Here is a 20,499-nt window from a genome sequence, read left to right as displayed (position 1 = left end):
CGGCGTGGGTGGCGGTCACAGGTCGGGCCGTCCCTCGTCGGGGGTGGACGCCTGGGCGTGGAAACGTCGGGGGATGCGCCCCGCGCCGTACGCCAGGCGCCCCGCCTCGACCGCGTAGCGCATCGCGGTGGCCATCGCCACCGGGTCGGCGGCCCGGGTCACCGCGCTCGCGAGCAGCACCGCGTCGCAGCCCAACTCCATGGCGAGCGCCGCGTCGGAAGCGGTGCCGATGCCCGCGTCCAGCACCACCGGCACGTCGACGGCCTGCCGGATCAGCCGGATGTGGTGCGGATTGCCGATGCCCAGCCCCGAGCCGATCGGTGACCCGGCCGGCATCACCGCCGCGCAACCCACGTCGGCCAACCGGCGGGCCAGCACCGGATCGTCAGACGTGTACGGCAGCACCGTGAACCCGTCGGCCACCAACTCCTCGGCGGCGCGCAGCAGCTCCACCCCGTCGGGCAGCAGCGTGCGCTCGTCGCCGATCACCTCCACCTTCACCCAGTCGGTGTCGAACGCCTCCCGGGCCAGGTGCGCCACCTTCACCGCCTCCACCGCGGTACGGCAGCCCGCCGTGTTCGGCAGCAGCCGTACCCCGCAGCGGTCCAGCAGGTCCAGCAGGCCACCCGACCCACCGGGCGTGGTGTCCACCCGGCGCAATGCCAGCGTGACCAGCTCGGTGCCGGAGGCGCGGATCGCCTGCTCCAACACGTGCAGGTTGGCCGCGCCGCCGGTGCCGAGGACGAGCCGGGAGCCGAACGTGACCCCACCGATCTCCAGAGTGGACATCCGGTCACCCGCCCTGGGTGGCGCTGAGCACCTCGACCCGGTCGCCGTCGCGCAGCACGCTCGCCGACCAGCCGCCGCGCGGCACCACCTCGCCGTTGACCGCGACGGCGAGCCCTCGTTGCCGGTCGGTGACCGCGCGGACCACCTCGGCGACCGTGACACCGTCCGGCAGCGTCCGGCCGGCGCCGTTGACGATCAGTTCCACAGGGGCTCCTTCCCGAACCGTTGCGGGGTGAAGGGAGCGAGCGCGGGATCGGGCTCGCCGGTGACGATCAGCTCGGTGACCAGGTCGGCGGTGATCGGGGTGAGCACGATGCCGTGCCGGTGGTGGCCGGTGGCCACGAGCACGCCGGGCCGGCCGGGCAGCGCCCCGATGAGCGGTGCGTTGTCAGGCGTACCGGGACGCAACCCGGCGACGGCCTCGACCAGCTCGTACTCGACCAGCTCCGGGACCAGTTCCACGGCGGCGCGCAGCAACCCCAGCACGCCACCGGCGGTGACCTCGGTGTCCGCGCGTTCCTCCACGGTCGCCCCGACCACCACCTCGCCGCTGTCCCGGGGCACCAGGTAGACCGACTCGCCGTCGGCGTACCCGCGGATCACGTGCCGGAAGCCCGGCCGGTCGCCGCCGGGCGCGCGGAGCCGGAGCACCTGCCCCTTCACCGGCCGCACCGGCAGACCGGTGAGCGCGGCCGCGCCGCAGCCGGCCGCGACGACTGTCACCCGGGCGTCCACCTCGGACAACGCGCCCACCGGGGTCGGTCGCAGCAGCACCCCGGCCCGCTCGGCCGCCACCCGCAGCGCGGCGACCAGCCGGCGCGGGTCGACCTGGTGGTCGCCGGGCGCGACCGCGCCACCGCGCACCCGCGGCGCCAGTGCCGGCTCGCGGTCGCGCAGCTCCGAGGGGCGCAGCGGCGTGATCGGCAGGGCCAACCCCTGCTGGTACGACCACAGCCGCCCCGCCTCGGCCAGGTCGTCGGCGGTGAGCCCGACGACGAGCGTGCCCTCGGTGCGGTAACCCAGGTCGACGCCGCCGGCCTCGGTCAGTTCGGCGGCGAAACCGGGCCAGCGGGCGGCGGATTCGACGAGCAGCGCGGTCAGGTCGTGCTCACCGAAGTACGCCTCGGCGACCGGGGAGAGCATGCCGGCGGCCACCGACGACGCCCCCGACCCGGGCCGGTCGTCGTGCACCACCACGCGCAGCCCGCGCTGCGCGCACCGCCACGCGATGGCCCACCCGATCGGCCCACCCCCCACCACCGCCACATCGGTAAGGAAGGGCCCCCTGTTAACGCCTCCGGTAGAGGAAGGGTCCCCTGTTAACACGTCAGCTCCCGCATCAGCTCGGCAGTGGCGTACGCGGGATCGGCAGCCGCGCTGAGCGCGCCCACCACCGCCACCCCGTACGCCCCGGCGGCCCGCAGCGCCGGCACGCTCGCCGCGGTCACCCCGCCGATGGCGATCACCGGCACACGTACCGCCTCGGCGACCGCGCGTACCCCCTCGGGGCCGATCGGGTCCGGCAGCCCGGGCTTGGTGGTGGTCGCGTGACACGGGCCCACGCCCAGGTAACTCGCGCCCGCGTCCACCGCCGCGCGGGCACCCGCCGGCTCGCGGGCGGTCGCGCCGAGCACCGCTTGCGGACCGAGCACCCGGCGCGCGGCAGACACCGGCAGGTCGTCGGCGCCGACGTGTCCCCCGGCGGCGCCGACCGCCAGCGCCACGTGCAACCGGTCGTTGACCAGGCAGGACGCCCCGTACGGGCGGCACGCCTCGACCACCCGGCAGGCCAGCTCGTACGCCTCCCGGTCGGTGGCGTCGTCGGTCACGCGCACCTGCACGACGAGTTCGGCGCCGGCCACCGGAAGGGCGGCGCGCAGCACGGCGAGCGGGTCACGCCCCGGCCGGGTGTCGGTGATGAGATGCAGTCGTCCCAGGGACGGCATGGCAACGCTCCTCCCTGCGCCGGCATTACCCGGATCAGGTTCTACGGTCGGGGGCTCCCAGCCCCCCTCTCAGCCCGGTCCGCACCGGGCTCCCGTGGGTCACTTGCGGCCTACCGTACGACGCCTTCCGCCCCTACGGAAGCCCGGGCGAGGGTTTTTCCCGGAACCGCTCACCTGCCGTGCCGGGGCCACGGGTGACCGTCCCATACCGGCACGCTGCCCGGATGTCCGTTCCCGCACGCGTTCCGCGCCACCTGGCGATCCTGCCGTTCCGGGGCGGTCGTGCCGTCTCCGACGGGCTGCTCACCTGGACGATGCTGCACGGGCCGACGTGGATCCGCCTGCTGCCGGACGTGTACGTGCACCGGGACGGGTACAGTGCCGACGACCACCGGATGTGGTGCGAGGCGGTGGTGTTGCGCCTGCCGCCGGGTGCCGCACTGGCGGTACGCAGCGCCGCCTGGTTGTTCGGCGTGGACGTGCTCACCCGCGACGCGCCGGTCACCGTGCTGCTGCCGACTGCTGCTCGACTGCGACCGCACCCACGGTTGCGGGTGGTCCGGTCACCGCTGCCGGAGCGGGACCGCACCCGCGTCGGCGGGCTGCCGGTCACCACCGGGCTGCGTACCGCGTTCGACCTAAGCCGGCAGGGCTCACTCGCCGAGGCGCTGGTCGCCGTCGACGCGCTGCTGCGTCGCCGGGTCGTGAAGCTGCCCGTCCTGCGGGCCTACGTCGCCGACCGGCCGGGTTGGCCGGGCACTCCGCTGCTGCGCGAGGTGCTGGCGATGGCCGAGCCGTTGAGCGAGTCCCCGATGGAGACGCGGCTGCGGCTGCTCCTCCTCGATGCCGGTCTCGGCCCGCTCACCGCCCAGCACGAGGTGCGCGCCGGCGGACGCTTCGTGGCCCGGGTGGACCTGGCCTGGCCGGCTCTCCGCCTCGCGGTCGAGTACGACGGCGACCACCACCGGGAGCGGGCTCACTTCCGGCGGGACGTGGCGCGCCTGAACGCGCTCCGCGCGGCCGGGTGGGTCGTGCTCCGGTTCACCGCCGACGACGTGCTACGCCGTCCCGACGCCACCGTGGCCCTGGTACGCCAGGCCCTGGCAGAACGGCGCGCCGCCGCCGCGAACCACTGATCCGCACCCCGCAGCCGCACTCCCGGCCCGCCACCCGCCACCCGCCTCCGAGCCGAGCCGAGCCAAGCCGCCCGAGACACCACAGGCGCCAGGAGGCCGCCCGCAGACACCCATGGCGTTCCACTCGCGACTGAATCTGGCGGGAAGTGGAACGCCACGGGTGTCTCAAGGCCCTCTTGGCACCCATACCGTTCCACCCATCGTGAGTGCCGCCCTTGAGTGGAACGCCATGGGTGCCTCCTCGCGCGGGCGGGCCCCGGTGGGCGCACGCCCGGCGCGCGGGCCGGCCCGGTGGGCGGGCGCGTCGGTACCGGCAGGGACGGTCAGAGGATGGCGGCCAGGGCGCTCAGGTCTTCGTCGGAGGGTTGCCAGGTGCCCGCTTCGGCGTTCGCCTTCACCTGCTCGGGGGTGGTCGCGCCGGCGATCACCGAGGTCACCGCGGGCTGGGCGGCCAGACCGCCGATGGCCACCTGGAGCATGCTGATCCCGCGCTGCGCCGCATACGCCTCGATCGCCTCGATGGTGTCCCAGCGCGCGGCGGCCAGCCGCTGCGCGTACCGCCCGCCACCGGCCAGGCGGCTGCCCGCCGGGGGCGCCTCGCCCCGCTTGTACTTGCCGGTGAGCAGCCCGTTGGCGAGCGGGAAGAACGGCAGCATGCCGAGGCCGAACCGCTCGCACGCCGGGATCACCTCGTCCTGCACCCCACGCTCCAGCAACGAGTAGTGGTTCTGCGCGGAGACGAACCGGGTGCGGCCCTGCGACGACGCGGTCCAGTCGGCGTCGGCGATCTGCCAGCCGGCGAAGTTGGAGTTGCCGAGGTAGCGCACCTTGCCGGCGGTCACCAGGTCGTCGAGCGCGGCGAGCGTCTCGTCGATCGGGGTGCCCGGGTCGGGCTCGTGCATCTGGTAGAGGTCGATGTGGTCGGTGCCGAGGCGGCGCAGCGACGCCTCGACCGCGCGGGCGACGTAGCGGCGGGCGCCCCGGGCCCCGTGGTCCGGCCCGTTCGCGCCGTTCATGTCCATGCCGAACTTGGTGGCCACCACCACGTCGTCGCGGCGGCCCTTGAGGGCCTGGCCGAGCAGCTCCTCGGAGCCGCCCTGGGGTTCGCCGTAGATGTCGGCGGTGTCGAAGAAGTTGATCCCGGCGTCGAGCGCGGCGTCCACCACCGCCCGGGTGCCGTCGAGGTCGAGTTTGCGGCCGAAGTTGTTGCAGCCGATACCGACCACGGACACCACGAGTCCGGAGTCGCCCAGCCGGCGGAAGGTCATCTCACTCACGAGATCCACCCTATGCCGGTCGCGGGGGCAGCACCCGGGCAGCGCGGTTCAGCCCACGTCCCAGACCGGTTCCGGCGTCTCGACCACGTCGCCGTCGCCGCGGAACAGCACGAACCGGTCGAAGGTGCGGGTGAACCAACGGTCGTGGGTGACCGCGACGACCGTGCCGTCGAACCCGGTCAGCCCGGCCTCCAACGCCTCGGCGGAGGCGAGGTCGAGGTTGTCGGTGGGCTCGTCGAGCAGCAGCAGGGTGGCCCCGGACAGCTCCAGCAGCAGCACCAGGAACCGGGCCTGCTGCCCGCCGGAGAGGGTGCCGAACCGCTGGTCGCCCTGGCCGGCCAGCTCGTAGCGGGACAGCGCCGCCATGGCCGCGTGCCGGTCCATGCCGGCCCGGTGATCGTCGCCGCGCCACAGCACCTCGACAAGCGTCCTGGCCATCAGTTCGGGTCGGTCGTGGGTCTGTGAGAAGTGCCCGGGCCGGACCCGCGCGCCGAGCCGCACCGCACCGCCGTGCGCGACCGGTGCGAGCGCGGCGGCGCCGTCGACGGGGGTGTTGCCCGGCTCCGGGTCGGTGCCGCCGCGGGCCAGCAGGCGCAGGAAGTGGGACTTGCCGGTGCCGTTCGCGCCGAGGACCGCGACCCGGTCGCCGTACCAGAGTTCCAGGTCGAACGGGTAGGTCAGGCCGTCGAGTTCGAGCTGCTCGGCGATCACCGCCCGCTTGCCGGTCCGCCCGCCGGTCAGCCGCATCCGGATGTCCTGGTCCTTCGGGGGTACGGGCGGCGGCCCGGCCTCCTCGAACTTGCGCAGCCGGGTCTGCGCCGACTGGTAGCGCGACGCCATGTCGGAGTTGTACGCGGCTTTCTGCTTGTACATCAGCATCAGCTCGCGCAGCTTCTGGTGCTCCTCGTCCCAGCGTTTGCGCAGCTCGTCGAGGCGGGCGTGCCGGGCGGTCCGGGCGTCGTGCCAGCTCGCGAACCCGCCGGGGTGCACCCAGGCGCTGCCGCCCTCCACCGCGACCACCCGGTCGGCGGTCTGGGCGAGCAGTTCCCGGTCGTGCGAGACGTAGAGCACCGACTTGCCGGACTCGCGCAGCCGCGCCTCCAGCCAGCGCTTGCCGGGTACGTCGAGGAAGTTGTCCGGCTCGTCGAGCAGCAGCACCTCGTCCGGGCCGCGGAGCAGCAGTTCCAGGGCGAAGCGTTTCTGCTGCCCGCCGGAGAGGGTGCGCACCGGCCGGTCCCGCGCGCTGTCCCAGGGCAGGTCGAGCACGATGGTGGTGACGGTGTCGAAGAGCACCTCGGCGTCGTACCCGCCGGTCTCACCCCAGGCGGCGAGCGCGTCGGCGTACGCGAGCTGGGCCTTGGCGGCGGCGGAGCTGTACTTGCCGCGGACCTCGGCCGCGCGCATGGCCGCCTCGGTCTCGGCGAGCCGGCGCCCGGCGTCGCGCAGCGGCGGCGGGGCCAGCGACAGGGCCAGGTCGGCGAGCGTGGACTCGTCGCCGATCATGCCGATGAACTGTCGCATCACGCCCAGCCCGCCGGCGCGGGCGATCGCGCCGGTCGTCACGGGCAGGTCCCCGGCGACCATCCGGAGCAGGGTGGTCTTGCCGGCGCCGTTGGGGCCGACGAGCGCCACCTTGGCGCCCTCACCGACCCGGAACGACACGTCGCTGAACAGTTCCCGCCCGTCCGGGAGGATGTGTCCCGCCCCTGCCACGTCTACGTATCCCACGCGGGCATCCTGCCCGAGCCGGGTCGACGGGCGACACCGGATTACCGGGTGACCCGCAGCACCCGGTACCCCTTCTGGCTGGCGTGCCGGTGTGCCTGCCAGCCCTGCTCGACCAGCCAGCGGTGCAGCGAGTCACCGCCCAGGTGGCGGGCGACGACCAGCCAGGCCACGCCGTCCTGGGTGAGTCGGGGCAGCCAGCGCAGCAACAGCGCGTGCAGGTCGGCCTTGCCGATGTGGATCGGCGGGTTGGACCAGATCTGGGTGAAGGTGACGTCGGCCGGCACCTCGTCCGGCGCGACGGCCCGGACCCGCTCGGCGGCACCGACCCGTTCGGCGTTGGCGGTGGTGAGGGCGCGGGCCCGCTCGTTGACGTCCACCGCCCAGACGGTGGTGGCGGGTGCGACGGTGGCGAGGACGCAGGTGATCGGCCCGAAGCCGCAGCCGATGTCGAGCAGGGCGCCGGTCACGGCGGCGGCGGGCAGGTCGGCCTTGCGCAGGAGCACCGCGGTGCCGGGGTCGAGTCGGTCGGCGGAGAAGACACCGCCGGCCGAGGTGAGCGTGTAGTCGCGCCCGGCGACGGTGAACTCGACCTCGCGGGGGCGGGCCGGGGTGGTCGGTTCAGCGGTGAAGTAGTGGTCGCCGGTCACGTCCGGCATTGTCGCACCGGGCGGGAGTGGGGCCGACGACGGTGCGGCGGGCGGCGGCGCACGCCACCCCGACAGACTTTCCCGGTATTACCCCTGAAAGGGACAATCAGCCCCTACTGTGTCCTCCATGGTGTACCGGTACGAGTCCGACGAGGACGCCCCGCACGGGCCCGCAGCCGCGACGCCGCCGCCCGCCGGGCCGTCGCCGTCCCGCTTCCCCACCCCGTCACTGCCACCGGCGCGGACCACCCGATCCGTGGTCCACGACGCCCACGCACCGGCGCCCGCACCGCCGAAGCCGGCACCGACACCGGGCAAGCCCGCGCCGCCCCGGGAACCCGTACCGCCGCAGCCCGCGCCACCGGCACCGGCACCGATACCGGCCGCGACGACCCGGCCCGTCCCGGCTCACCCGCCCACCCGGGCGGGCGCGAGGTCACCATCGTCCCGGCGTTCCCGGGGCGGCGACCGACTCCGCCCGGTGCTCGTCGGCGGCGTCGCCGTGCTGCTCCTGGTCTCCCTCACCGGGCTGATCATCGCGGCGCTGCGCGAGGACCGGCCCGCCGCGCCGTCGGCAGCGCAGCCGCCGCCCCAGCCGATCGCGGGAAGCGGCACCCCCGACGACAATCTGGACTCCCGGGAGACCGACCGGGCCGCCCTCGCCGTCAAGGAGGTCTTCCCGGCGAAGACCCTGGTGGTCGCCGACGGCGAGCCGGCCTACCAGGTGCTCAAGACCCAGGCGAGCACCACGTGCGGCACGGCGGCCACCGGCGAGATCGCCGACCTGCTGGACCGGCTCGGCTGCAACCTGGTGGTCCGCGGGACACTCCGCTCCCCCGGCGGCGACCACCTGCTCACCGCCGGCCTGTTCAACGTCACCGACGCGGCGAGCGCCCTGCGGGTACGCGACCGGCTCCGGCCGCTGATCGAGGAACGGAAGGGGCGGTTCCGCGGCATGGCCGCCGGCGACGACACCACGATGGTGGAGAAGGCCGCCGCCCGGGTCGGCTGGCAGACCCGCGGCCACTACGTCGCCTACTGCGTGGTCACCCGCGCCGACGGCACGCGCATCGCCGGCGACGACAGCACCGCCCGGCAGATCATGTACGACGTGATCGAGTTGCACCTGAACCGGGGCGTGCTGAACCGGCGGACCGCCGCAGGCGCGGGCGACCGACCCACCGGCACCCCGACGTACGGCGGCGTCAGCCAACGGGCCACCTCCGACTGAGCAGGTTCAGCCCTCGGCCACCGGCACCCGCAGGCGGCGGGTCAGGTCGGCGCGGCGCGCGTACTCGGCCGGGTCGGCGGGGTAGCCCACCTCGACCAGCGCCAGACCGTGCGCCGGCGCCACGGTCACCTCGCTGGACCGTTCCCGGCGGGTCAGCAGCCCCGCGGGCCACTCCACCGGCCGCCGCCCGTCCCCGGCCACAAGCATCGCCCCGACCAGGCTGCGCACCATGTTCTGGCAGAACGCGTCGGCCTGCACGGTGGCGACCAGGATGCCGTCCGGGTCCCGCCGCCAGTCCAGCCGGGTCACCTCGCGCAGCGTGGTCGCGTTCTCCTTGCGCCGGCAGTACGCGGCGAAGTCGTGCTCACCGACCAGCCCTGCGGCGGCCGCGTTCAGCGCCGTCAGGTCCAGCGGCTTGGGCCAGGCCAGCGTGTCGCCGCGGCGCAGCGGCTCGGCACCCCAGGGGGCGTCAGTGACCCGGTACTCGTAGCGGCGGAACGTGGCCGAGAACCGGGCGTCGAACGTCGCCGGCACCTCGGTCATCGCGCGGACCCGGACGTCCGGCGGGAGGAGCCGGGCCAGCCGGCGCAGCAGCCGCCCCTCGTGGTCCCGCCACACCGCCGTCGGCAGGTCCAGGTGACAGACCTGCCCGGTGGCGTGCACCCCGGCGTCGGTGCGCCCGGCCACGGTCAACCCGGTCACGGTCCCCGCGCCGAGGACCAGGTCCAGCGTGTCCAGCAGGACGCCGGCAACCGTGCGCCGGGCGGGCTGGGGCGCCCAGCCGGAGAAGCCGGCGCCGTCGTACGAGACGTCCAGCCGCAGCCGGCTCCGCTCGTCCACCTCGTACCTCCCGTTGACGCCGACGGGCCCGGCATCCCCGCGTGGGGAGCCGGGCCCGACGTTGCTGCCTACGCTCAGGCCTTGTCGTTCTCGGTGGCCTTGTCGTCGTTCTCGGTGGCCTCGTCGCTGTCCTCGCGGGCGGCGGCGGTGTCACCGGAGGCGGAAACCGGAGCCTCGGCGTCCTGGTCGCCACCGCTGGAGCGCGGGGTCTCCTCGGCCGGGGCCAGGGCCTCGACCTTGTCCTGCTGGGCGGCCTTGCGGGCGGCGGTCTTCCGGTTCGCCTTCGGCTCGGCGACCTGAAGCTCCTCCACCAGCTCGATGATCGCCATCGGAGCGGCGTCACCCTTGCGCGGGCCGGTCTTCACGATCCGGGTGTAGCCACCGTTGCGGTTGGCGTACCGGGGCGCGATCTGGTCGAACAGGTTGTAGACCACGTCCTTGTCCTTGACGACGCCCGCCACCCGGCGACGCGAGGCGAGGTCGCCGCGCTTGGCCTTGGTGATGAGCTGCTCGGCCAGCGGGCGGAGCCGCCGGGCCTTCGTCTCGGTGGTCTGGATCTTGCCGTGCTGGAACAGCGCGGTGGCCAGGTTGGCCAGCATCAGCCGCTCGTGCGCGGGGCTGCCGCCGAGGCGGGGGCCCTTGGTGGGCGTGGGCATGCTTGGTGCTCCTCAGGTGTGGCGGCAGCGCGGACTAGAGCTGCTCGGTCTCGCGGTAGTCGTCGGTGTCGTAGTCGGCCTCGCCGAAGGCATCCACGACGTGCGCCGGGTCGAAGTTCGGAGCCGAGTCCTTCAGCCCCAGGCCCATCCCGGCGAGCTTCATCTTGACCTCGTCGATCGACTTCTGGCCGAAGTTGCGGATGTCGAGGAGGTCGGCCTCGGTACGCCCGATCAGCTCACCAACGGAGTTGATGCCCTCGCGCTTGAGGCAGTTGTAGGAGCGGACGGTCAGGTCCAGCTCCTCGATCGGCAGAGCCAGGTCCGCCGCCAGCTGGGCGTCCTGCGGGGACGGCCCGATGTCGATGCCCTCGGCGGTCTCGTCCAGCTCGCGGGCGAGCCCGAACAGCTCGACGAGCGTCGAACCGGCCGAGGCCAGCGCGGTACGCGGGCCCATCGACGGCTTGGTCTCGACGTCGATGATCAGCCGGTCGAAGTCGGTGCGCTGCTCGACGCGGGTCGCCTCGACCCGGTACGTCACCTTGAGCACCGGCGAGTAGATCGAGTCGACCGGGATCCGGCCGATCTCCGCGCCCGCCTGCTTGTTCTGCGCCGCCGTGACGTAGCCGCGACCCCGCTCGACGGTCAGCTCCATGTCGAGCCGGCCCTTGCCGTTGAGGGTGGCGAGCTTCAGGTCCGGGTTGTGCACCGAGACACCGGCCGGGGGCTGGATGTCACCGGCGGTCACGTCGCCGGGCCCCTGCTTGCGCAGGTACATGCTGACCGGCTCGTCGTGCTCGGAGCTGACGCACAGCTCCTTGATGTTCATGACGAGCTCGACCACGTCCTCCTTGACACCGGGGATCGTGGTGAACTCGTGCAGGACACCGTCGATCTTGATCGAGGTGACCGCCGCGCCCGGGATGGACGACAGCAGCGTGCGCCGCAGCGAGTTGCCGAGCGTGTAGCCGAAGCCGGGCTCCAGCGGCTCGATGGTGAACCGGGACCGGGTCTCGTTGATCGACTCTTCGGAGAGAGACGGTCGCTGGCTGATGAGCATCTTTTCTCTTCTCTTCCGGGGCGCCCGCTATTTGACGCCCACGACACAACTGTTCCGGTGGCCCGCCCCGTCGGGGCGGGCCACCGCAACGAGCCCTTACTTGGAGTAGAGCTCGACGATCAGCTGCTCCTGGACCTGGGTGTCGATCACCTGACGGGCCGGGAGCGAGTGCACAAGGATCTTCATCTGGCTCGGGATGGCCTCAAGCCACGCCGGGACGGTACGGGAACCGGCCTCGCCCTGCGCCACGAGGAACGGGGTGAGCTCCTTGCTCTTCCCACGCACCTCGATGATGTCGTGCTCCTTGACGCGGTACGACGGGATGTCGACCTTCTTGCCGTTCACCGTGAAGTGACCGTGCTTGACCAGCTGACGGGCCATGTCCCGGGACTTGGCGTAGCCGGCCCGGTAGACCACGTTGTCCAGCCGCGACTCGAGGATCTGCAGCAGAACCTCACCGGTCTTGGCCTTCTTGCCCACGGCCTCTTCGTAGTAGCCGCGGAACTGCTTCTCCAGCACGCCGTAGACCCGGCGGGCCTTCTGCTTCTCACGGAGCTGGAGCAGGTACTCCGTCTCCTTCGTGCGGCCGCGGCCGTGCTGCCCGGGCGGGAACGGCCGGGACTCGAACGGGCACTTCGGTCCATCGCACTTGCTGCCCTTGAGGAACAGCTTCATCTTCTCCCGCCGGCAACGGCGGCAGTCTGCACCGGTGTAACGAGCCATCTCTCTCTAACCTCTCAGACCCGGCGACGCTTCGGCGGACGGCACCCGTTGTGCGGCTGCGGGGTGACGTCGGAAATCTGTCCGACCTCGAGACCGGCGGCCTGCAGCGAACGGATGGCGGTCTCCCGGCCGGAGCCGGGACCCTTGACGAACACGTCGACCTTGCGCATGCCGTGTTCCATGGCCCGACGCGCGGCGGCCTCGGCGGCCAGCTGAGCGGCGAACGGGGTCGACTTGCGGGAGCCCTTGAAGCCCACCTGGCCGGACGAGGCCCAGGAGATGACCGCACCGGTCGGGTCCGTGATGGACACGATGGTGTTGTTGAAGGTGCTCTTGATGTGCGCCTGCCCGTGGGCGACGTTCTTGCGTTCCTTGCGCCGGACCTTCTTGACGGCGGCTCCGGCACGAGCCTTCGGTGGCATAAGTCTGTGCGCTCCTAGTTACTTCTTGCCGGGCTTCTTCTTGCCGGCCACGGTCCGCTTCGGGCCCTTCCGGGTCCGCGCGTTGGTCTTGGTGCGCTGGCCACGCACGGGCAGACCGCGACGGTGCCGGATGCCGGCGTAGCAGCCGATCTCGACCTTGCGGCGGATGTCAGCGGCGACCTCGCGGCGCAGGTCGCCTTCAACCTTGTAGTTGCCCTCGATGTGGTTCCGGAGCTCGACGAGTTCCTCGTCCGTGAGGTCCCGAACGCGCTTGTCCGGCGAGATGCCGGTCGCGGCGAGCGTCTCCAGGGCGCGGGTACGACCGACCCCGAAGATGTAGGTGAGCGCGATCTCCATCCGCTTCTCGCGGGGGAGATCCACGCCGACTAGACGTGCCATGTGCGGGCGTACTCCTCGTGATGTGTGGCGGAGGTGTGGACCCGTCCCATCCCGCTCCGACCGTCCCTGTCCTTCCGGCGTGTCACACGCCGGCGACCGGGATGGGTCGCTGCCCGAGCGGGCCCCGGCCTCCGACCGGGGGTCAACCACGAGGGGTACGCGTGCGCACCGACCGCGGCTGGGACGAGCTGGTGATGTGGGGCGTCAGCCCTGGCGCTGCTTGTGGCGCGGGTCGGTGCAGATCACCATGACCCGGCCGTGCCGGCGGATCACCCGGCACTTGTTGCAGATCCTCTTGACGCTCGGCTTGACCTTCACGGTTGCCTTACTTCCCATCTGGCCCGAGCGTGCCGAGACACGGCCGGACGTCGAAGACGGACACGGGAACGTTCCCCGGCCGCCGCCAGGCTTACTTGTAGCGGTAGACGATGCGCCCGCGGGTCAGGTCGTACGGCGAGAGTTCGACGACGACCCGGTCCTCCGGCAGGATGCGGATGTAGTGCTGCCGCATCTTGCCACTGATGTGGGCGAGCACCTTGTGGCCGTTCGCGAGCTCCACCCGGAACATGGCGTTCGGCAGGGGCTCGATGACCCGACCCTCGATCTCGATGGCTCCGTCTTTTTTCGGCATGTACTCCGCTGTCCTGACGTCGGTTGCTCCGGACGGCCCACAACGTCTTACACGGGTGAACCGACCGTGGTCGGAAACCCGCGCCAGCCGCGGCTCCGCCTCCCACCGAAGCGCTGGTGGGCATGGCGGAGTGGACGCTGTGCGCCGAACAGAAAGTGTACGCCGGTCGGCACGGCCTCGCCAAACCGACCTGCACGAGGGTCACCCGGAGTGCTGGGATATGACCCTTGTCACGTCTCCGGCAGCTCCCGCTTCGCCTGTCGACGCGCCTCCCGCTCGACCTGCCTGCGTCGCCGCCGCTCGGCGGCCTTCGCCGGCTCGCCGCTGGCCAGCCCCTGCACGGTCCGGAAGGCCATCACGGCCCCCCACGGGCCGAACACCCAGATCGGCCAGTAGTCGTCCAGCTCGAACTCACCGTCACCCAGTTGTGTGATGAACCAGATGACGTTGACGATCAGGGCGACCTTCAACCAGGGCCCCCAGACCTCCAGCAGCCAGGCGTTTCGCTGCCCCTTCGCGGCCACCTCGCCCGTCTGCGGCCCCGACGGCGCAACGGCGCTCCTGCCGCCTAGGCGGGGTATCGGCAGGGCACGCTCGACCGGCCCGGAGGTGGGCAGGTCGGTCAGCAACGTGTCCAGCTCGCCGTAGGTCTTGGCCCCGTACGCCTGGCGGAGCCGCTCGTCGTACTCGTCCAGGTCCAGCCGGCCCTCGGCCAGCGCCGCCCGGAGCCGCTCCGCGGTGGCCTCCCGGTCCGCGTCGGCAGCCCGTATCCGGTTGCGCTCATCCATGGCGACAAGCATGTCACTCAATCGCCAGAGCGGCAGCACTGCCGGACGGGCACGGGGAGCCGGCGGGGCGGACGGCCCGATCAGACCGCCGGGGAGTCCACCGACACCTGTCGCGCGGTCACCAGGTCCCCCAGGCGGCCGCGGCCGCCGTCCTCGGCGGTCAGCACCCACACGCCGTCGTCCAACAGCGCCATCGAATGTTCGACGTGCGCCGCCATCGACCGGTCCCGGGTCACCACCGTCCAGCCGTCGGCCAGCTCGACGGTACGCGGCGAGCCCATGGTGATCATCGGCTCGATGGCGAGCGCCATGCCGCGCACCAGGCGCGGCCCCTTGCCGGGGCGGCCGTGGTTGAGCACGTGCGGGTCCTGGTGCATCTCGGTGCCGATGCCGTGGCCGCCGTAGCCCTCGACGATGCCGTACCGGCCGCCGGCCCGGACCGCGGTCTCGACCGCGTGGGAGATGTCGGTGAGTCGTCCCTTGCCGGAGGCCGCGCCCCGGGCCGCGGCGGCGATCCCGGCCCACATCGCGTCCTCGGCGACCGCGGTCATCTTCAGCAACGCCGGGTCGACCTCGCCGACGGGCACGGTGACCGCCGCGTCGCCGTGCCAGCCGTCCAGCACCGCGCCGCAGTCGATCGAGATCAGGTCGCCCTCGCGCAGCACCTGCCGCGCCGACGGGATGGCGTGCACCACCTGCTCGTTGACCGAGGAGCAGATCGACGCCGGGAAGCCGTGGTAGCCCTTGAAGGACGGGACGGCGCCGGCCTCGCGGATGGTGGACTCGGCGATCACGTCGAGGTCCGCCGTCGTCACACCGGGCGCGACAGCCTCCCGCATCCGCCCCAGGGCGCGGGCCACCACCAGGCCGGCGGCCCGCATCAGCTCGATCTGCTCGGGGGTCTTCAGCTGGATGTCCAGCTGGTGACGGCGCATCGTGGCATTACCTTTCTTGGCGTGTACGCGGAGCAGCGGGGTACGTCGCACGTACCCCGCTGTTCGCACTCTATCCGCCGGTCGGCGGGGGGACCTCAGCCGCCGTACGAACGCAGCGCGTCGATGGCGCGGACCGTGACGTCCTCCACCGGCCCGGTCGCGTCGATGCCGACCAGCTTGCCCTGCGCGCCGTAGTAGTCCACCAGCGGCGCGGTCTTGTCGGCGTACTCCCGCAGGCGGGCGGCGATGGTCTCCGGCTTGTCGTCGTCCCGCTGGAACAGCTCCGCGCCACAGCGGTCGCAGACGCCCTCCCGGCTGGGCGCGTCGAACTCGACGTGCCAGATCTTGCGGCAGCCGCGGCAGGTGCGCCGGCCGGACAGCCGCCGGATCACCTCGTCGTCGTCGACGACCAGTTCCAGCACCAGATCCAGCGCGGTGCCCAGGTCGGCGAGGAGCTTGTCCAGCGCGGCGGCCTGCGGGGTGGTACGCGGGAAGCCGTCGAGCAGGAACCCCTCGCTGGCGTCCGGCTCGGCGAGCCGGCCCCGCACCATGTTGATGGTGACCTCGTCCGGGACCAGCTTGCCCGCGTCCATGAACCGTTTGGCCTCGACGCCCAGCGGCGTGCCCTGGGTGACGTTCGCCCGGAAGATGTCACCGGTCGAGATCTGGGGCACCGAGAGCTGCGCGGCGATGAACTCCGCCTGTGTGCCCTTGCCCGCGCCCGGCGGGCCAACCAGAACGAGTCGCATCTACCGCAGGAACCCTTCGTAGTTCCGCTGCATGAGTTGGCTCTCGATCTGCTTCACGGTCTCCAGACCGACGCCGACCATGATGAGCACAGCGGTGCCGCCGAACGGGAAGTTCTGGAACTGCTCGTTGTCCAGCCAGATGAAGAAGAAGTTCGGCAGGATCGCGACGATGCCCAGGTAGAGCGCGCCCGGCAGGGTGATCCGGCTGAGGATGAAGTCGAGGTACTCGGCGGTCGGCTTGCCGGGGCGGATGCCCGGCACGAAGCCGCCGTACTTCTTCATGTTGTCCGCGACCTCGGTCGGGTTGAACGTGATCGACACGTAGAAGTACGTGAAGAAGACGATCAACAGGAAGTAGAGGGCGATGTGCTCGGGCGCGCTCGCCTTCACGATGTGGTTCTGGATCCACGCCTGGGTCTTGCCCGGGTCGTTCTGGTCGAAGAACTGGAGCGCGAGCGTCGGCAGGTAGAGCAGCGACGAGGCGAAGATGACCGGGATGACGCCGGCCTGGTTCACCTTGAGCGGGATGTAGGTCGAGGTCCCGCCGTACATCCGCCGGCCGATCATGCGCTTCGCGTACTGCACCGGGATCCGGCGCTGTGCCTGCTCGATGAACGTGACCGCGGTGATGACCAGCAGCACCAGGGCGATGACGAGGAAGAACATCCCCCAGCCCTTGGTGGTCTTGATCTTCCAGCCCTCGCTGGGCAGCCGGGCCGCGATCGAGGTGAAGATCAGCACGGACATGCCGTTGCCGACGCCCCGGTCGGTGATCAGCTCGCCGAGCCACATCACCATGCCGGTACCGGCGGTCATGGTCATGACCAGGATGGTCAGGGTCAGCCAGTCCGGGATGCCGGTGCCCCTGGGCACGATCGGGAACTGGTCGCACTGGTTGTTGAACAGCTGCCCGGAGCGGGCCAGCGCCACGAACGCCGAGGACTGGAGGATGCCCAGGCCCAGGGTCAGGTAGCGGGTGTACTGGGTGATCTTCGCCTGACCGGCCTGGCCCTCCTTGCGGAGCTGCTCCAGTCGCGGGATCACCACCGTCAGCAGCTGCAGGATGATCGACGCGGTGATGTAGGGCATGATGCCCAGCGCGAAGACCGAGAGCTGCAGCAACGCCCCACCGGAGAAGAGGTCCAGCAGCTGGAGAGGGCTGGTGCCGCCGCCCTGGATGGTGTCGAGGCACTTCTGCACGTTGCCGTACGAGACGCCCGGGCTGGGCAGCGTGGCGCCCAGCCGGTAGACCGCGACGATGCCTACTGTGAACAGCAGCTTCTTGCGCAGGTCAGGCGTACGGAACGCACTGAGAAAGGCGGACAGCAACTTCTTCCTCCTGCGCGACGCGGGCCGCCGGTGACGATCCTGGCGGGGCGGGGTGGTGCCGGACGGAGTGCCCGGCATCCATGGCTGGGATCGGACTCTAACAGCCCGACCCCGTGCCGGGCAGATGCGCCCGGCTACATAAAACGAATTCGATGTTACCCGGCGCACACGTGGCCGGTAGAGCACGGCGCCCGCCCAGTTGCGAACAACTGAGCGGGCGCCACGAACATCGCCTTACAGCTCGGTGACCGAGCCGCCGGCCGCGGTGATCTTCTCCTTGGCCGACGCGCTGAACGCGTGCGCCGAGACCTGGAGAGCCACGCCGCCGAGGTCTCCGGTGCCGAGCACCTTGACCGGGTGGCCCTTGCGGACCGCGCCGGCCTCGACCAGCTCGACGGGGCCGATCTGGCCGCCGTTCGGGAACAGCTCGGCGAGCCGGTCCAGGTTGACCACCTGGAACACGACCTTGAACTTGTTCTTGAAGCCCTTCATCTTCGGCAGGCGCATGTGGATGGGCATCTGCCCGCCCTCGAACGCCGGCGAGATGTTCTTCCGGGCCTTGGAACCCTTGGTACCGCGACCGGCGGTCTTGCCCTTCGAGCCCTCACCGCGACCCACCCGGGTCTTGTCGGTCTTGGCACCCGGAGCCGGACGCAGGTGGTGAACCTTGATCGTCATTACTCGACCTCCTCGACCTTCACGAGGTGGCTGACCGTGAAGATCATGCCGCGGATCTCCGGCCGGTCCTCCTTGACCACCACGTCGTTGATCCGCTTGAGACCGAGCGAACGCAGCGACTCACGCTGGTTCCTCTTGGTCCCGATCTCGGATCGGAGCTGGGTGACCTTCAGGCGTGCCATCAGGACGCCACCCCCGCCCGCGACGCCAGCATGGCGGCCGGCGCGACGTCCTCGACCGGCAGACCACGACGGGCCGCGACCTGCTCCGGGGACTCGAGCCCTTTCAGGGCCGCCACCGTGGCGTGCACGATGTTGATCGGGTTGGACGAGCCGAGGCTCTTGGAGAGCACGTCGTGGATGCCCGCGCACTCCAGCACGGCGCGCACCGGGCCACCGGCGATGACGCCCGTACCGGCGGAGGCCGGCTTGAGCAGCACCACACCGGCGGCTTCCTCGCCCTGCACCGGGTGCGGGATCGACTGACCGATCCGCGGCACCTTGAAGAAGTGCTTCTTGGCCTCCTCGACACCCTTGGCGATGGCCGCGGGCACCTCCTTGGCCTTTCCGTAGCCCACGCCGACGGTGCCGTCGCCGTCGCCCACGATCACGAGGGCGGTGAAGCTGAAGCGACGACCACCCTTCACGACCTTGGCGACGCGGTTGATCGCGACGACCCGCTCGATGTGCGGGGTCTTCTCGACGGGCGCGTTTCCGCGGCCGCCCTCACGGCGGTTGTCGCGGCGACCACCCTCGTTGCCACCGGACCCGCCGCCACGGCGCTGTTGACCTGGCATCAGCAGCCTTCCTTCTCTCTCGTGACGGGGTTTCTAGAACTCGAGCCCGGCTTCGCGGGCGGCATCGGCGAGCGCGGCGACACGCCCCGCGTACCGGTTGCCACCGCGGTCGAAGACGACCTTCGAGACGCCGGCGGCCTTGGCACGCTCGGCGAGCAGAGCGCCGACCTTGCCGGCCAGGGCGCTCTTGTCGCCCTCGGCGCCGCGCAGCGAGGCGTCCATGGTCGAGGCCGACGCCAGGGTGTGACCCTTGGTGTCGTCGACGACCTGGGCGATCACGTGCCGCAGGGAGCGGGTGACGACCAGGCGGGGACGCTCGGCGGTGCCGCTGACGTTCTTGCGGACCCGGAAGTGCCGACGCGCACGCCCGACGGCACGCTTGGCGGCGACGCCGCGGCGGCGCTTGAGCAGCGTGGCGCTCACTTCTTACCTGCCTTTCTCACGGCCTCACGGCCGGCGGACGACCTCGCCCGGGTGTTGCCGGCCGCGGTCACTTCTTGCCCGCCTTACCGGCCTTGCGGCGGATGACCTCGCCCTGGTACTTCACGCCCTTGCCCTTGTAGGGCTCCGGCGGACGGATCTTCCGGATGTTGGCGGCGATCTCGCCGACCTGCTGCTTGTCGATGCCGGCCACGTGGAACACCGTCGGCTTCTCGACCGTGAAGGTGATGCCTTCCGGCGCCTGCACCAGGACCGGGTGCGAGAACCCGAGCGCGAACTCCAGGTCCTTGCCCTTGGCGGTCACCCGGTAACCGGTGCCGGCGATCTCCAGGCTCTTGCGGTAGCCCTCGGTCACCCCGACGATCATGTTGGCCACCAGCGTACGGCTCAGGCCGTGCAGCTCCTTGGCCTTGCGCTCGTCGTTGGGCCGGTTGACGTGCAGTTCGCCGTTGTCGCTGCGCTCCGCCGTGATCGGCTCGGCCAGCACGTGGCTCAGCTCGCCCTTCGGGCCCTTGACCTTGACGGTCTGGCCGTCGATCGTGATGTCGACGCCAGCGGGCACCGGGATCGACTTACGTCCAATACGCGACATTTCTACCTGTCTCCCGTTACCAGACGAAGGCGAGGACTTCCCCGCCAACGCTCCGCTTGCGGGCCTGCCGATCAGTGAGCAGCCCCTGGGACGTCGAAATGATCGCCACGCCCAGCCCACCGAGCACCCGCGGGAGCCCGTCCGTCTTGGCGTACACCCGGAGACCGGGCTTGGACACGCGCTTGATGCCGGCCAGGCTCCGCTCGCGGTTCTGGCCGTACTTCAGCTCGACGACCAGTCGCTTGTCGACGGCGCCCTCCTCGGGCTCCTCGACGGACCAGGTGGCGATGTAACCCTCGGCCTTGAGGACCTCGGCGATGTTCGCCTTGATCTTCGAGTAGGGCATCGTCACCCGGTCGTGGTACGCCTGGTTGGCGTTACGCAGACGCGTGAGCATGTCTGCGATCGGGTCGGTCATCGTCATGAAAACTCGTCAACCTTTCTCGCCGGGGTTCCCCGGGCCAGGCCCGGGGCCTACGGCGAAGAGACAGTTCAGCTGACGCGCCGGAGCGCGCCGGGCTATTACCAGGAAGCCTTGGACACGCCGGGCAGCTCACCGCGGTGGGCCATCTCCCGGATGCACACCCGGCAGAGACCGAACTTGCGGTAGACCGCCTTCGGACGCCCGCACCGCTGGCAGCGGGTGTACGCGCGAACCGAGAACTTCGGCTTCGCGGCCGCCTTGAGGATCAGCGCCTTCTTGGCCATC

The 20,499-nt window shown here is 71.5% G+C and carries 28 protein-coding genes and 1 riboswitch; of the genes, 2 read left to right on the top strand and 26 right to left on the bottom strand.

Translation table 11 applies throughout. The features are described 5' to 3' along the window. Positions 1–15 precede the first annotated feature (15 nt). The 4 genes from ACLQ2X_RS09045 to thiE all read right to left on the bottom strand — a co-directional run bounded on the left by ACLQ2X_RS09045 (position 16) and on the right by thiE (position 2,735). Positions 16–789 (bottom strand): thiazole synthase, encoded by a 774-nt coding sequence (locus ACLQ2X_RS09045; protein WP_425680516.1) that lies wholly within the window; start codon positions 787–789, stop codon positions 16–18. Between the two features lie 4 nt (positions 790–793). Next, complete coding sequence (gene thiS / locus ACLQ2X_RS09040; protein WP_425680515.1) at positions 794–994, bottom strand: sulfur carrier protein ThiS; 201 nt, start codon at positions 992–994, stop codon at positions 794–796. Further along, positions 985–2,115 (bottom strand): glycine oxidase ThiO, encoded by a 1,131-nt coding sequence (thiO, locus tag ACLQ2X_RS09035; RefSeq protein ID WP_425680514.1) that lies wholly within the window; start codon positions 2,113–2,115, stop codon positions 985–987. Before thiO ends, thiS begins: the two co-directional genes overlap by 10 nt. Further along, entirely contained in the window at positions 2,109–2,735 is a 627-nt protein-coding gene (gene thiE, locus ACLQ2X_RS09030) for a thiamine phosphate synthase (protein ID WP_425680513.1), read from the bottom strand. The genes thiO and thiE overlap by 7 nt, the downstream gene beginning before the upstream one ends. Next, positions 2,730–2,841: riboswitch (TPP riboswitch) on the bottom strand. (Overlaps the previous gene by 6 nt.) 118 nt (positions 2,842–2,959) lie before the next feature. On the opposite strand from thiE, the gene ACLQ2X_RS09025 reads away from it, so the two are divergent. Further along, positions 2,960–3,871 carry an endonuclease domain-containing protein gene (locus tag ACLQ2X_RS09025; RefSeq protein WP_425680512.1) on the top strand — a complete coding sequence of 304 codons (912 nt, stop codon included), beginning with the start codon at positions 2,960–2,962 and terminating at the stop codon, positions 3,869–3,871. 323 nt (positions 3,872–4,194) lie between these two features. Here ACLQ2X_RS09025 and ACLQ2X_RS09020 read toward each other — a convergent pair whose 3' ends face one another. The 3 genes from ACLQ2X_RS09020 to ACLQ2X_RS09010 are packed head-to-tail and all read right to left on the bottom strand — an operon-like array spanning position 4,195 to position 7,523. Then, positions 4,195–5,157, bottom strand: a complete 963-nt coding sequence (locus ACLQ2X_RS09020; RefSeq protein WP_425680511.1) for an aldo/keto reductase — start codon at positions 5,155–5,157, stop codon at positions 4,195–4,197. 39 nt (positions 5,158–5,196) lie between these two features. Next, on the bottom strand, positions 5,197–6,876 hold the full coding sequence (locus ACLQ2X_RS09015) for an ABC-F family ATP-binding cassette domain-containing protein (protein WP_425680510.1): 1,680 nt from the start codon (positions 6,874–6,876) through the stop codon (positions 5,197–5,199). A 41-nt stretch (positions 6,877–6,917) separates the two neighbouring features. Then, the gene (locus ACLQ2X_RS09010; protein WP_425680509.1) at positions 6,918–7,523 is read right to left on the bottom strand and encodes a class I SAM-dependent methyltransferase; all 606 of its coding nucleotides are present in this window, start codon (positions 7,521–7,523) and stop codon (positions 6,918–6,920) included. 481 nt (positions 7,524–8,004) lie between these two features. On the opposite strand from ACLQ2X_RS09010, the gene ACLQ2X_RS09005 reads away from it, so the two are divergent. Continuing rightward, entirely contained in the window at positions 8,005–8,754 is a 750-nt protein-coding gene (locus tag ACLQ2X_RS09005) for a hypothetical protein (protein ID WP_425680508.1), read from the top strand. A gap of 6 nt (positions 8,755–8,760) precedes the next feature. Here ACLQ2X_RS09005 and truA read toward each other — a convergent pair whose 3' ends face one another. The 19 genes from truA to ACLQ2X_RS08910 form a co-directional block, all read right to left on the bottom strand. After that, complete coding sequence (truA, locus tag ACLQ2X_RS09000; RefSeq protein WP_425680507.1) at positions 8,761–9,594, bottom strand: tRNA pseudouridine(38-40) synthase TruA; 834 nt, start codon at positions 9,592–9,594, stop codon at positions 8,761–8,763. A 74-nt stretch (positions 9,595–9,668) separates the two neighbouring features. After that, positions 9,669–10,250 (bottom strand): 50S ribosomal protein L17, encoded by a 582-nt coding sequence (gene rplQ, locus ACLQ2X_RS08995; RefSeq protein WP_425680506.1) that lies wholly within the window; start codon positions 10,248–10,250, stop codon positions 9,669–9,671. Positions 10,251–10,284: 34 nt separating this feature from the next. Then, complete coding sequence (locus ACLQ2X_RS08990; protein ID WP_007073009.1) at positions 10,285–11,307, bottom strand: DNA-directed RNA polymerase subunit alpha; 1,023 nt, start codon at positions 11,305–11,307, stop codon at positions 10,285–10,287. Between the two features lie 96 nt (positions 11,308–11,403). Next, positions 11,404–12,030, bottom strand: a complete 627-nt coding sequence (gene rpsD / locus ACLQ2X_RS08985; protein WP_425680505.1) for a 30S ribosomal protein S4 — start codon at positions 12,028–12,030, stop codon at positions 11,404–11,406. Between the two features lie 14 nt (positions 12,031–12,044). After that, a complete protein-coding gene (gene rpsK, locus ACLQ2X_RS08980; RefSeq protein ID WP_014440747.1) occupies positions 12,045–12,452 on the bottom strand; it encodes a 30S ribosomal protein S11 in 408 nt (135 codons plus the stop codon). Between the two features lie 18 nt (positions 12,453–12,470). Then, positions 12,471–12,851, bottom strand: coding sequence for a 30S ribosomal protein S13 (gene rpsM, locus ACLQ2X_RS08975; RefSeq protein ID WP_013288614.1), 381 nt, complete (start codon positions 12,849–12,851; stop codon positions 12,471–12,473). A gap of 204 nt (positions 12,852–13,055) precedes the next feature. Further along, complete coding sequence (rpmJ, locus tag ACLQ2X_RS08970; RefSeq protein WP_012184307.1) at positions 13,056–13,169, bottom strand: 50S ribosomal protein L36; 114 nt, start codon at positions 13,167–13,169, stop codon at positions 13,056–13,058. Positions 13,170–13,260: 91 nt separating this feature from the next. Continuing rightward, positions 13,261–13,482: a translation initiation factor IF-1 gene (gene infA, locus ACLQ2X_RS08965; RefSeq protein ID WP_007073013.1), complete on the bottom strand. Its 222-nt coding sequence runs from the start codon at positions 13,480–13,482 to the stop codon at positions 13,261–13,263. 230 nt (positions 13,483–13,712) lie between these two features. Beyond that, complete coding sequence (locus tag ACLQ2X_RS08960; RefSeq protein ID WP_425680504.1) at positions 13,713–14,270, bottom strand: DUF1707 SHOCT-like domain-containing protein; 558 nt, start codon at positions 14,268–14,270, stop codon at positions 13,713–13,715. A gap of 80 nt (positions 14,271–14,350) precedes the next feature. Further along, positions 14,351–15,205 carry a type I methionyl aminopeptidase gene (gene map / locus ACLQ2X_RS08955; protein WP_425680503.1) on the bottom strand — a complete coding sequence of 285 codons (855 nt, stop codon included), beginning with the start codon at positions 15,203–15,205 and terminating at the stop codon, positions 14,351–14,353. 95 nt (positions 15,206–15,300) lie between these two features. Further along, positions 15,301–15,954 carry an adenylate kinase gene (locus tag ACLQ2X_RS08950; RefSeq protein WP_425680502.1) on the bottom strand — a complete coding sequence of 218 codons (654 nt, stop codon included), beginning with the start codon at positions 15,952–15,954 and terminating at the stop codon, positions 15,301–15,303. Further along, complete coding sequence (secY, locus tag ACLQ2X_RS08945; protein ID WP_425680501.1) at positions 15,955–17,283, bottom strand: preprotein translocase subunit SecY; 1,329 nt, start codon at positions 17,281–17,283, stop codon at positions 15,955–15,957. A 234-nt stretch (positions 17,284–17,517) separates the two neighbouring features. Beyond that, positions 17,518–17,961: a 50S ribosomal protein L15 gene (gene rplO, locus ACLQ2X_RS08940; protein ID WP_425680500.1), complete on the bottom strand. Its 444-nt coding sequence runs from the start codon at positions 17,959–17,961 to the stop codon at positions 17,518–17,520. After that, positions 17,961–18,143 (bottom strand): 50S ribosomal protein L30, encoded by a 183-nt coding sequence (gene rpmD, locus ACLQ2X_RS08935; protein ID WP_091444005.1) that lies wholly within the window; start codon positions 18,141–18,143, stop codon positions 17,961–17,963. The genes rplO and rpmD overlap by 1 nt, the downstream gene beginning before the upstream one ends. Further along, the gene (rpsE, locus tag ACLQ2X_RS08930) at positions 18,143–18,757 is read right to left on the bottom strand and encodes a 30S ribosomal protein S5 (protein WP_425680499.1); all 615 of its coding nucleotides are present in this window, start codon (positions 18,755–18,757) and stop codon (positions 18,143–18,145) included. Before rpsE ends, rpmD begins: the two co-directional genes overlap by 1 nt. 33 nt (positions 18,758–18,790) lie before the next feature. Then, entirely contained in the window at positions 18,791–19,180 is a 390-nt protein-coding gene (rplR, locus tag ACLQ2X_RS08925; RefSeq protein WP_425680498.1) for a 50S ribosomal protein L18, read from the bottom strand. Between the two features lie 67 nt (positions 19,181–19,247). Then, positions 19,248–19,790: a 50S ribosomal protein L6 gene (gene rplF / locus ACLQ2X_RS08920; RefSeq protein WP_425680497.1), complete on the bottom strand. Its 543-nt coding sequence runs from the start codon at positions 19,788–19,790 to the stop codon at positions 19,248–19,250. Positions 19,791–19,806: 16 nt separating this feature from the next. Then, positions 19,807–20,214, bottom strand: coding sequence for a 30S ribosomal protein S8 (rpsH, locus tag ACLQ2X_RS08915; protein ID WP_425680496.1), 408 nt, complete (start codon positions 20,212–20,214; stop codon positions 19,807–19,809). 98 nt (positions 20,215–20,312) lie between these two features. After that, the gene (locus ACLQ2X_RS08910; protein WP_007073023.1) at positions 20,313–20,498 is read right to left on the bottom strand and encodes a type Z 30S ribosomal protein S14; all 186 of its coding nucleotides are present in this window, start codon (positions 20,496–20,498) and stop codon (positions 20,313–20,315) included. Position 20,499 lies beyond the last annotated feature (1 nt).

The organism is Micromonospora sp. DT31 (genome assembly GCF_049841795.1).
Classification (GTDB): Bacteria; Actinomycetota; Actinomycetes; order Mycobacteriales; family Micromonosporaceae; genus Micromonospora.
Note: the sequence above shows the minus strand (reverse complement) of the source record. Positions and strands in the feature narration are given on the sequence as shown.

Coding starts and splice junctions, on each gene's coding strand:
- ACLQ2X_RS08950 (WP_425680502.1), bottom strand. CDS start 15,954: ATGCGACTCGTTCTGGTTGGCCCGCCGGGCGCGGGCAAGGGCACACAG.
- rplF (WP_425680497.1), bottom strand. CDS start 19,790: ATGTCGCGTATTGGACGTAAGTCGATCCCGGTGCCCGCTGGCGTCGAC.
- ACLQ2X_RS08990 (WP_007073009.1), bottom strand. CDS start 11,307: ATGCTCATCAGCCAGCGACCGTCTCTCTCCGAAGAGTCGATCAACGAG.
- rpsD (WP_425680505.1), bottom strand. CDS start 12,030: ATGGCTCGTTACACCGGTGCAGACTGCCGCCGTTGCCGGCGGGAGAAG.
- ACLQ2X_RS08960 (WP_425680504.1), bottom strand. CDS start 14,270: ATGGATGAGCGCAACCGGATACGGGCTGCCGACGCGGACCGGGAGGCC.
- ACLQ2X_RS09045 (WP_425680516.1), bottom strand. CDS start 789: ATGTCCACTCTGGAGATCGGTGGGGTCACGTTCGGCTCCCGGCTCGTC.
- rpsH (WP_425680496.1), bottom strand. CDS start 20,214: ATGACGATGACCGACCCGATCGCAGACATGCTCACGCGTCTGCGTAAC.
- rpsK (WP_014440747.1), bottom strand. CDS start 12,452: ATGCCACCGAAGGCTCGTGCCGGAGCCGCCGTCAAGAAGGTCCGGCGC.
- rplQ (WP_425680506.1), bottom strand. CDS start 10,250: ATGCCCACGCCCACCAAGGGCCCCCGCCTCGGCGGCAGCCCCGCGCAC.
- map (WP_425680503.1), bottom strand. CDS start 15,205: ATGCGCCGTCACCAGCTGGACATCCAGCTGAAGACCCCCGAGCAGATC.
- rpsM (WP_013288614.1), bottom strand. CDS start 12,851: ATGGCACGTCTAGTCGGCGTGGATCTCCCCCGCGAGAAGCGGATGGAG.
- rpsE (WP_425680499.1), bottom strand. CDS start 18,757: ATGCCAGGTCAACAGCGCCGTGGCGGCGGGTCCGGTGGCAACGAGGGT.
- ACLQ2X_RS08910 (WP_007073023.1), bottom strand. CDS start 20,498: ATGGCCAAGAAGGCGCTGATCCTCAAGGCGGCCGCGAAGCCGAAGTTC.
- ACLQ2X_RS09025 (WP_425680512.1), top strand. CDS start 2,960: ATGTCCGTTCCCGCACGCGTTCCGCGCCACCTGGCGATCCTGCCGTTC.
- rplO (WP_425680500.1), bottom strand. CDS start 17,961: ATGACGATCAAGGTTCACCACCTGCGTCCGGCTCCGGGTGCCAAGACC.
- rpmD (WP_091444005.1), bottom strand. CDS start 18,143: ATGGCACGCCTGAAGGTCACCCAGCTCCGATCCGAGATCGGGACCAAG.
- infA (WP_007073013.1), bottom strand. CDS start 13,482: ATGCCGAAAAAAGACGGAGCCATCGAGATCGAGGGTCGGGTCATCGAG.
- thiE (WP_425680513.1), bottom strand. CDS start 2,735: ATGCCGTCCCTGGGACGACTGCATCTCATCACCGACACCCGGCCGGGG.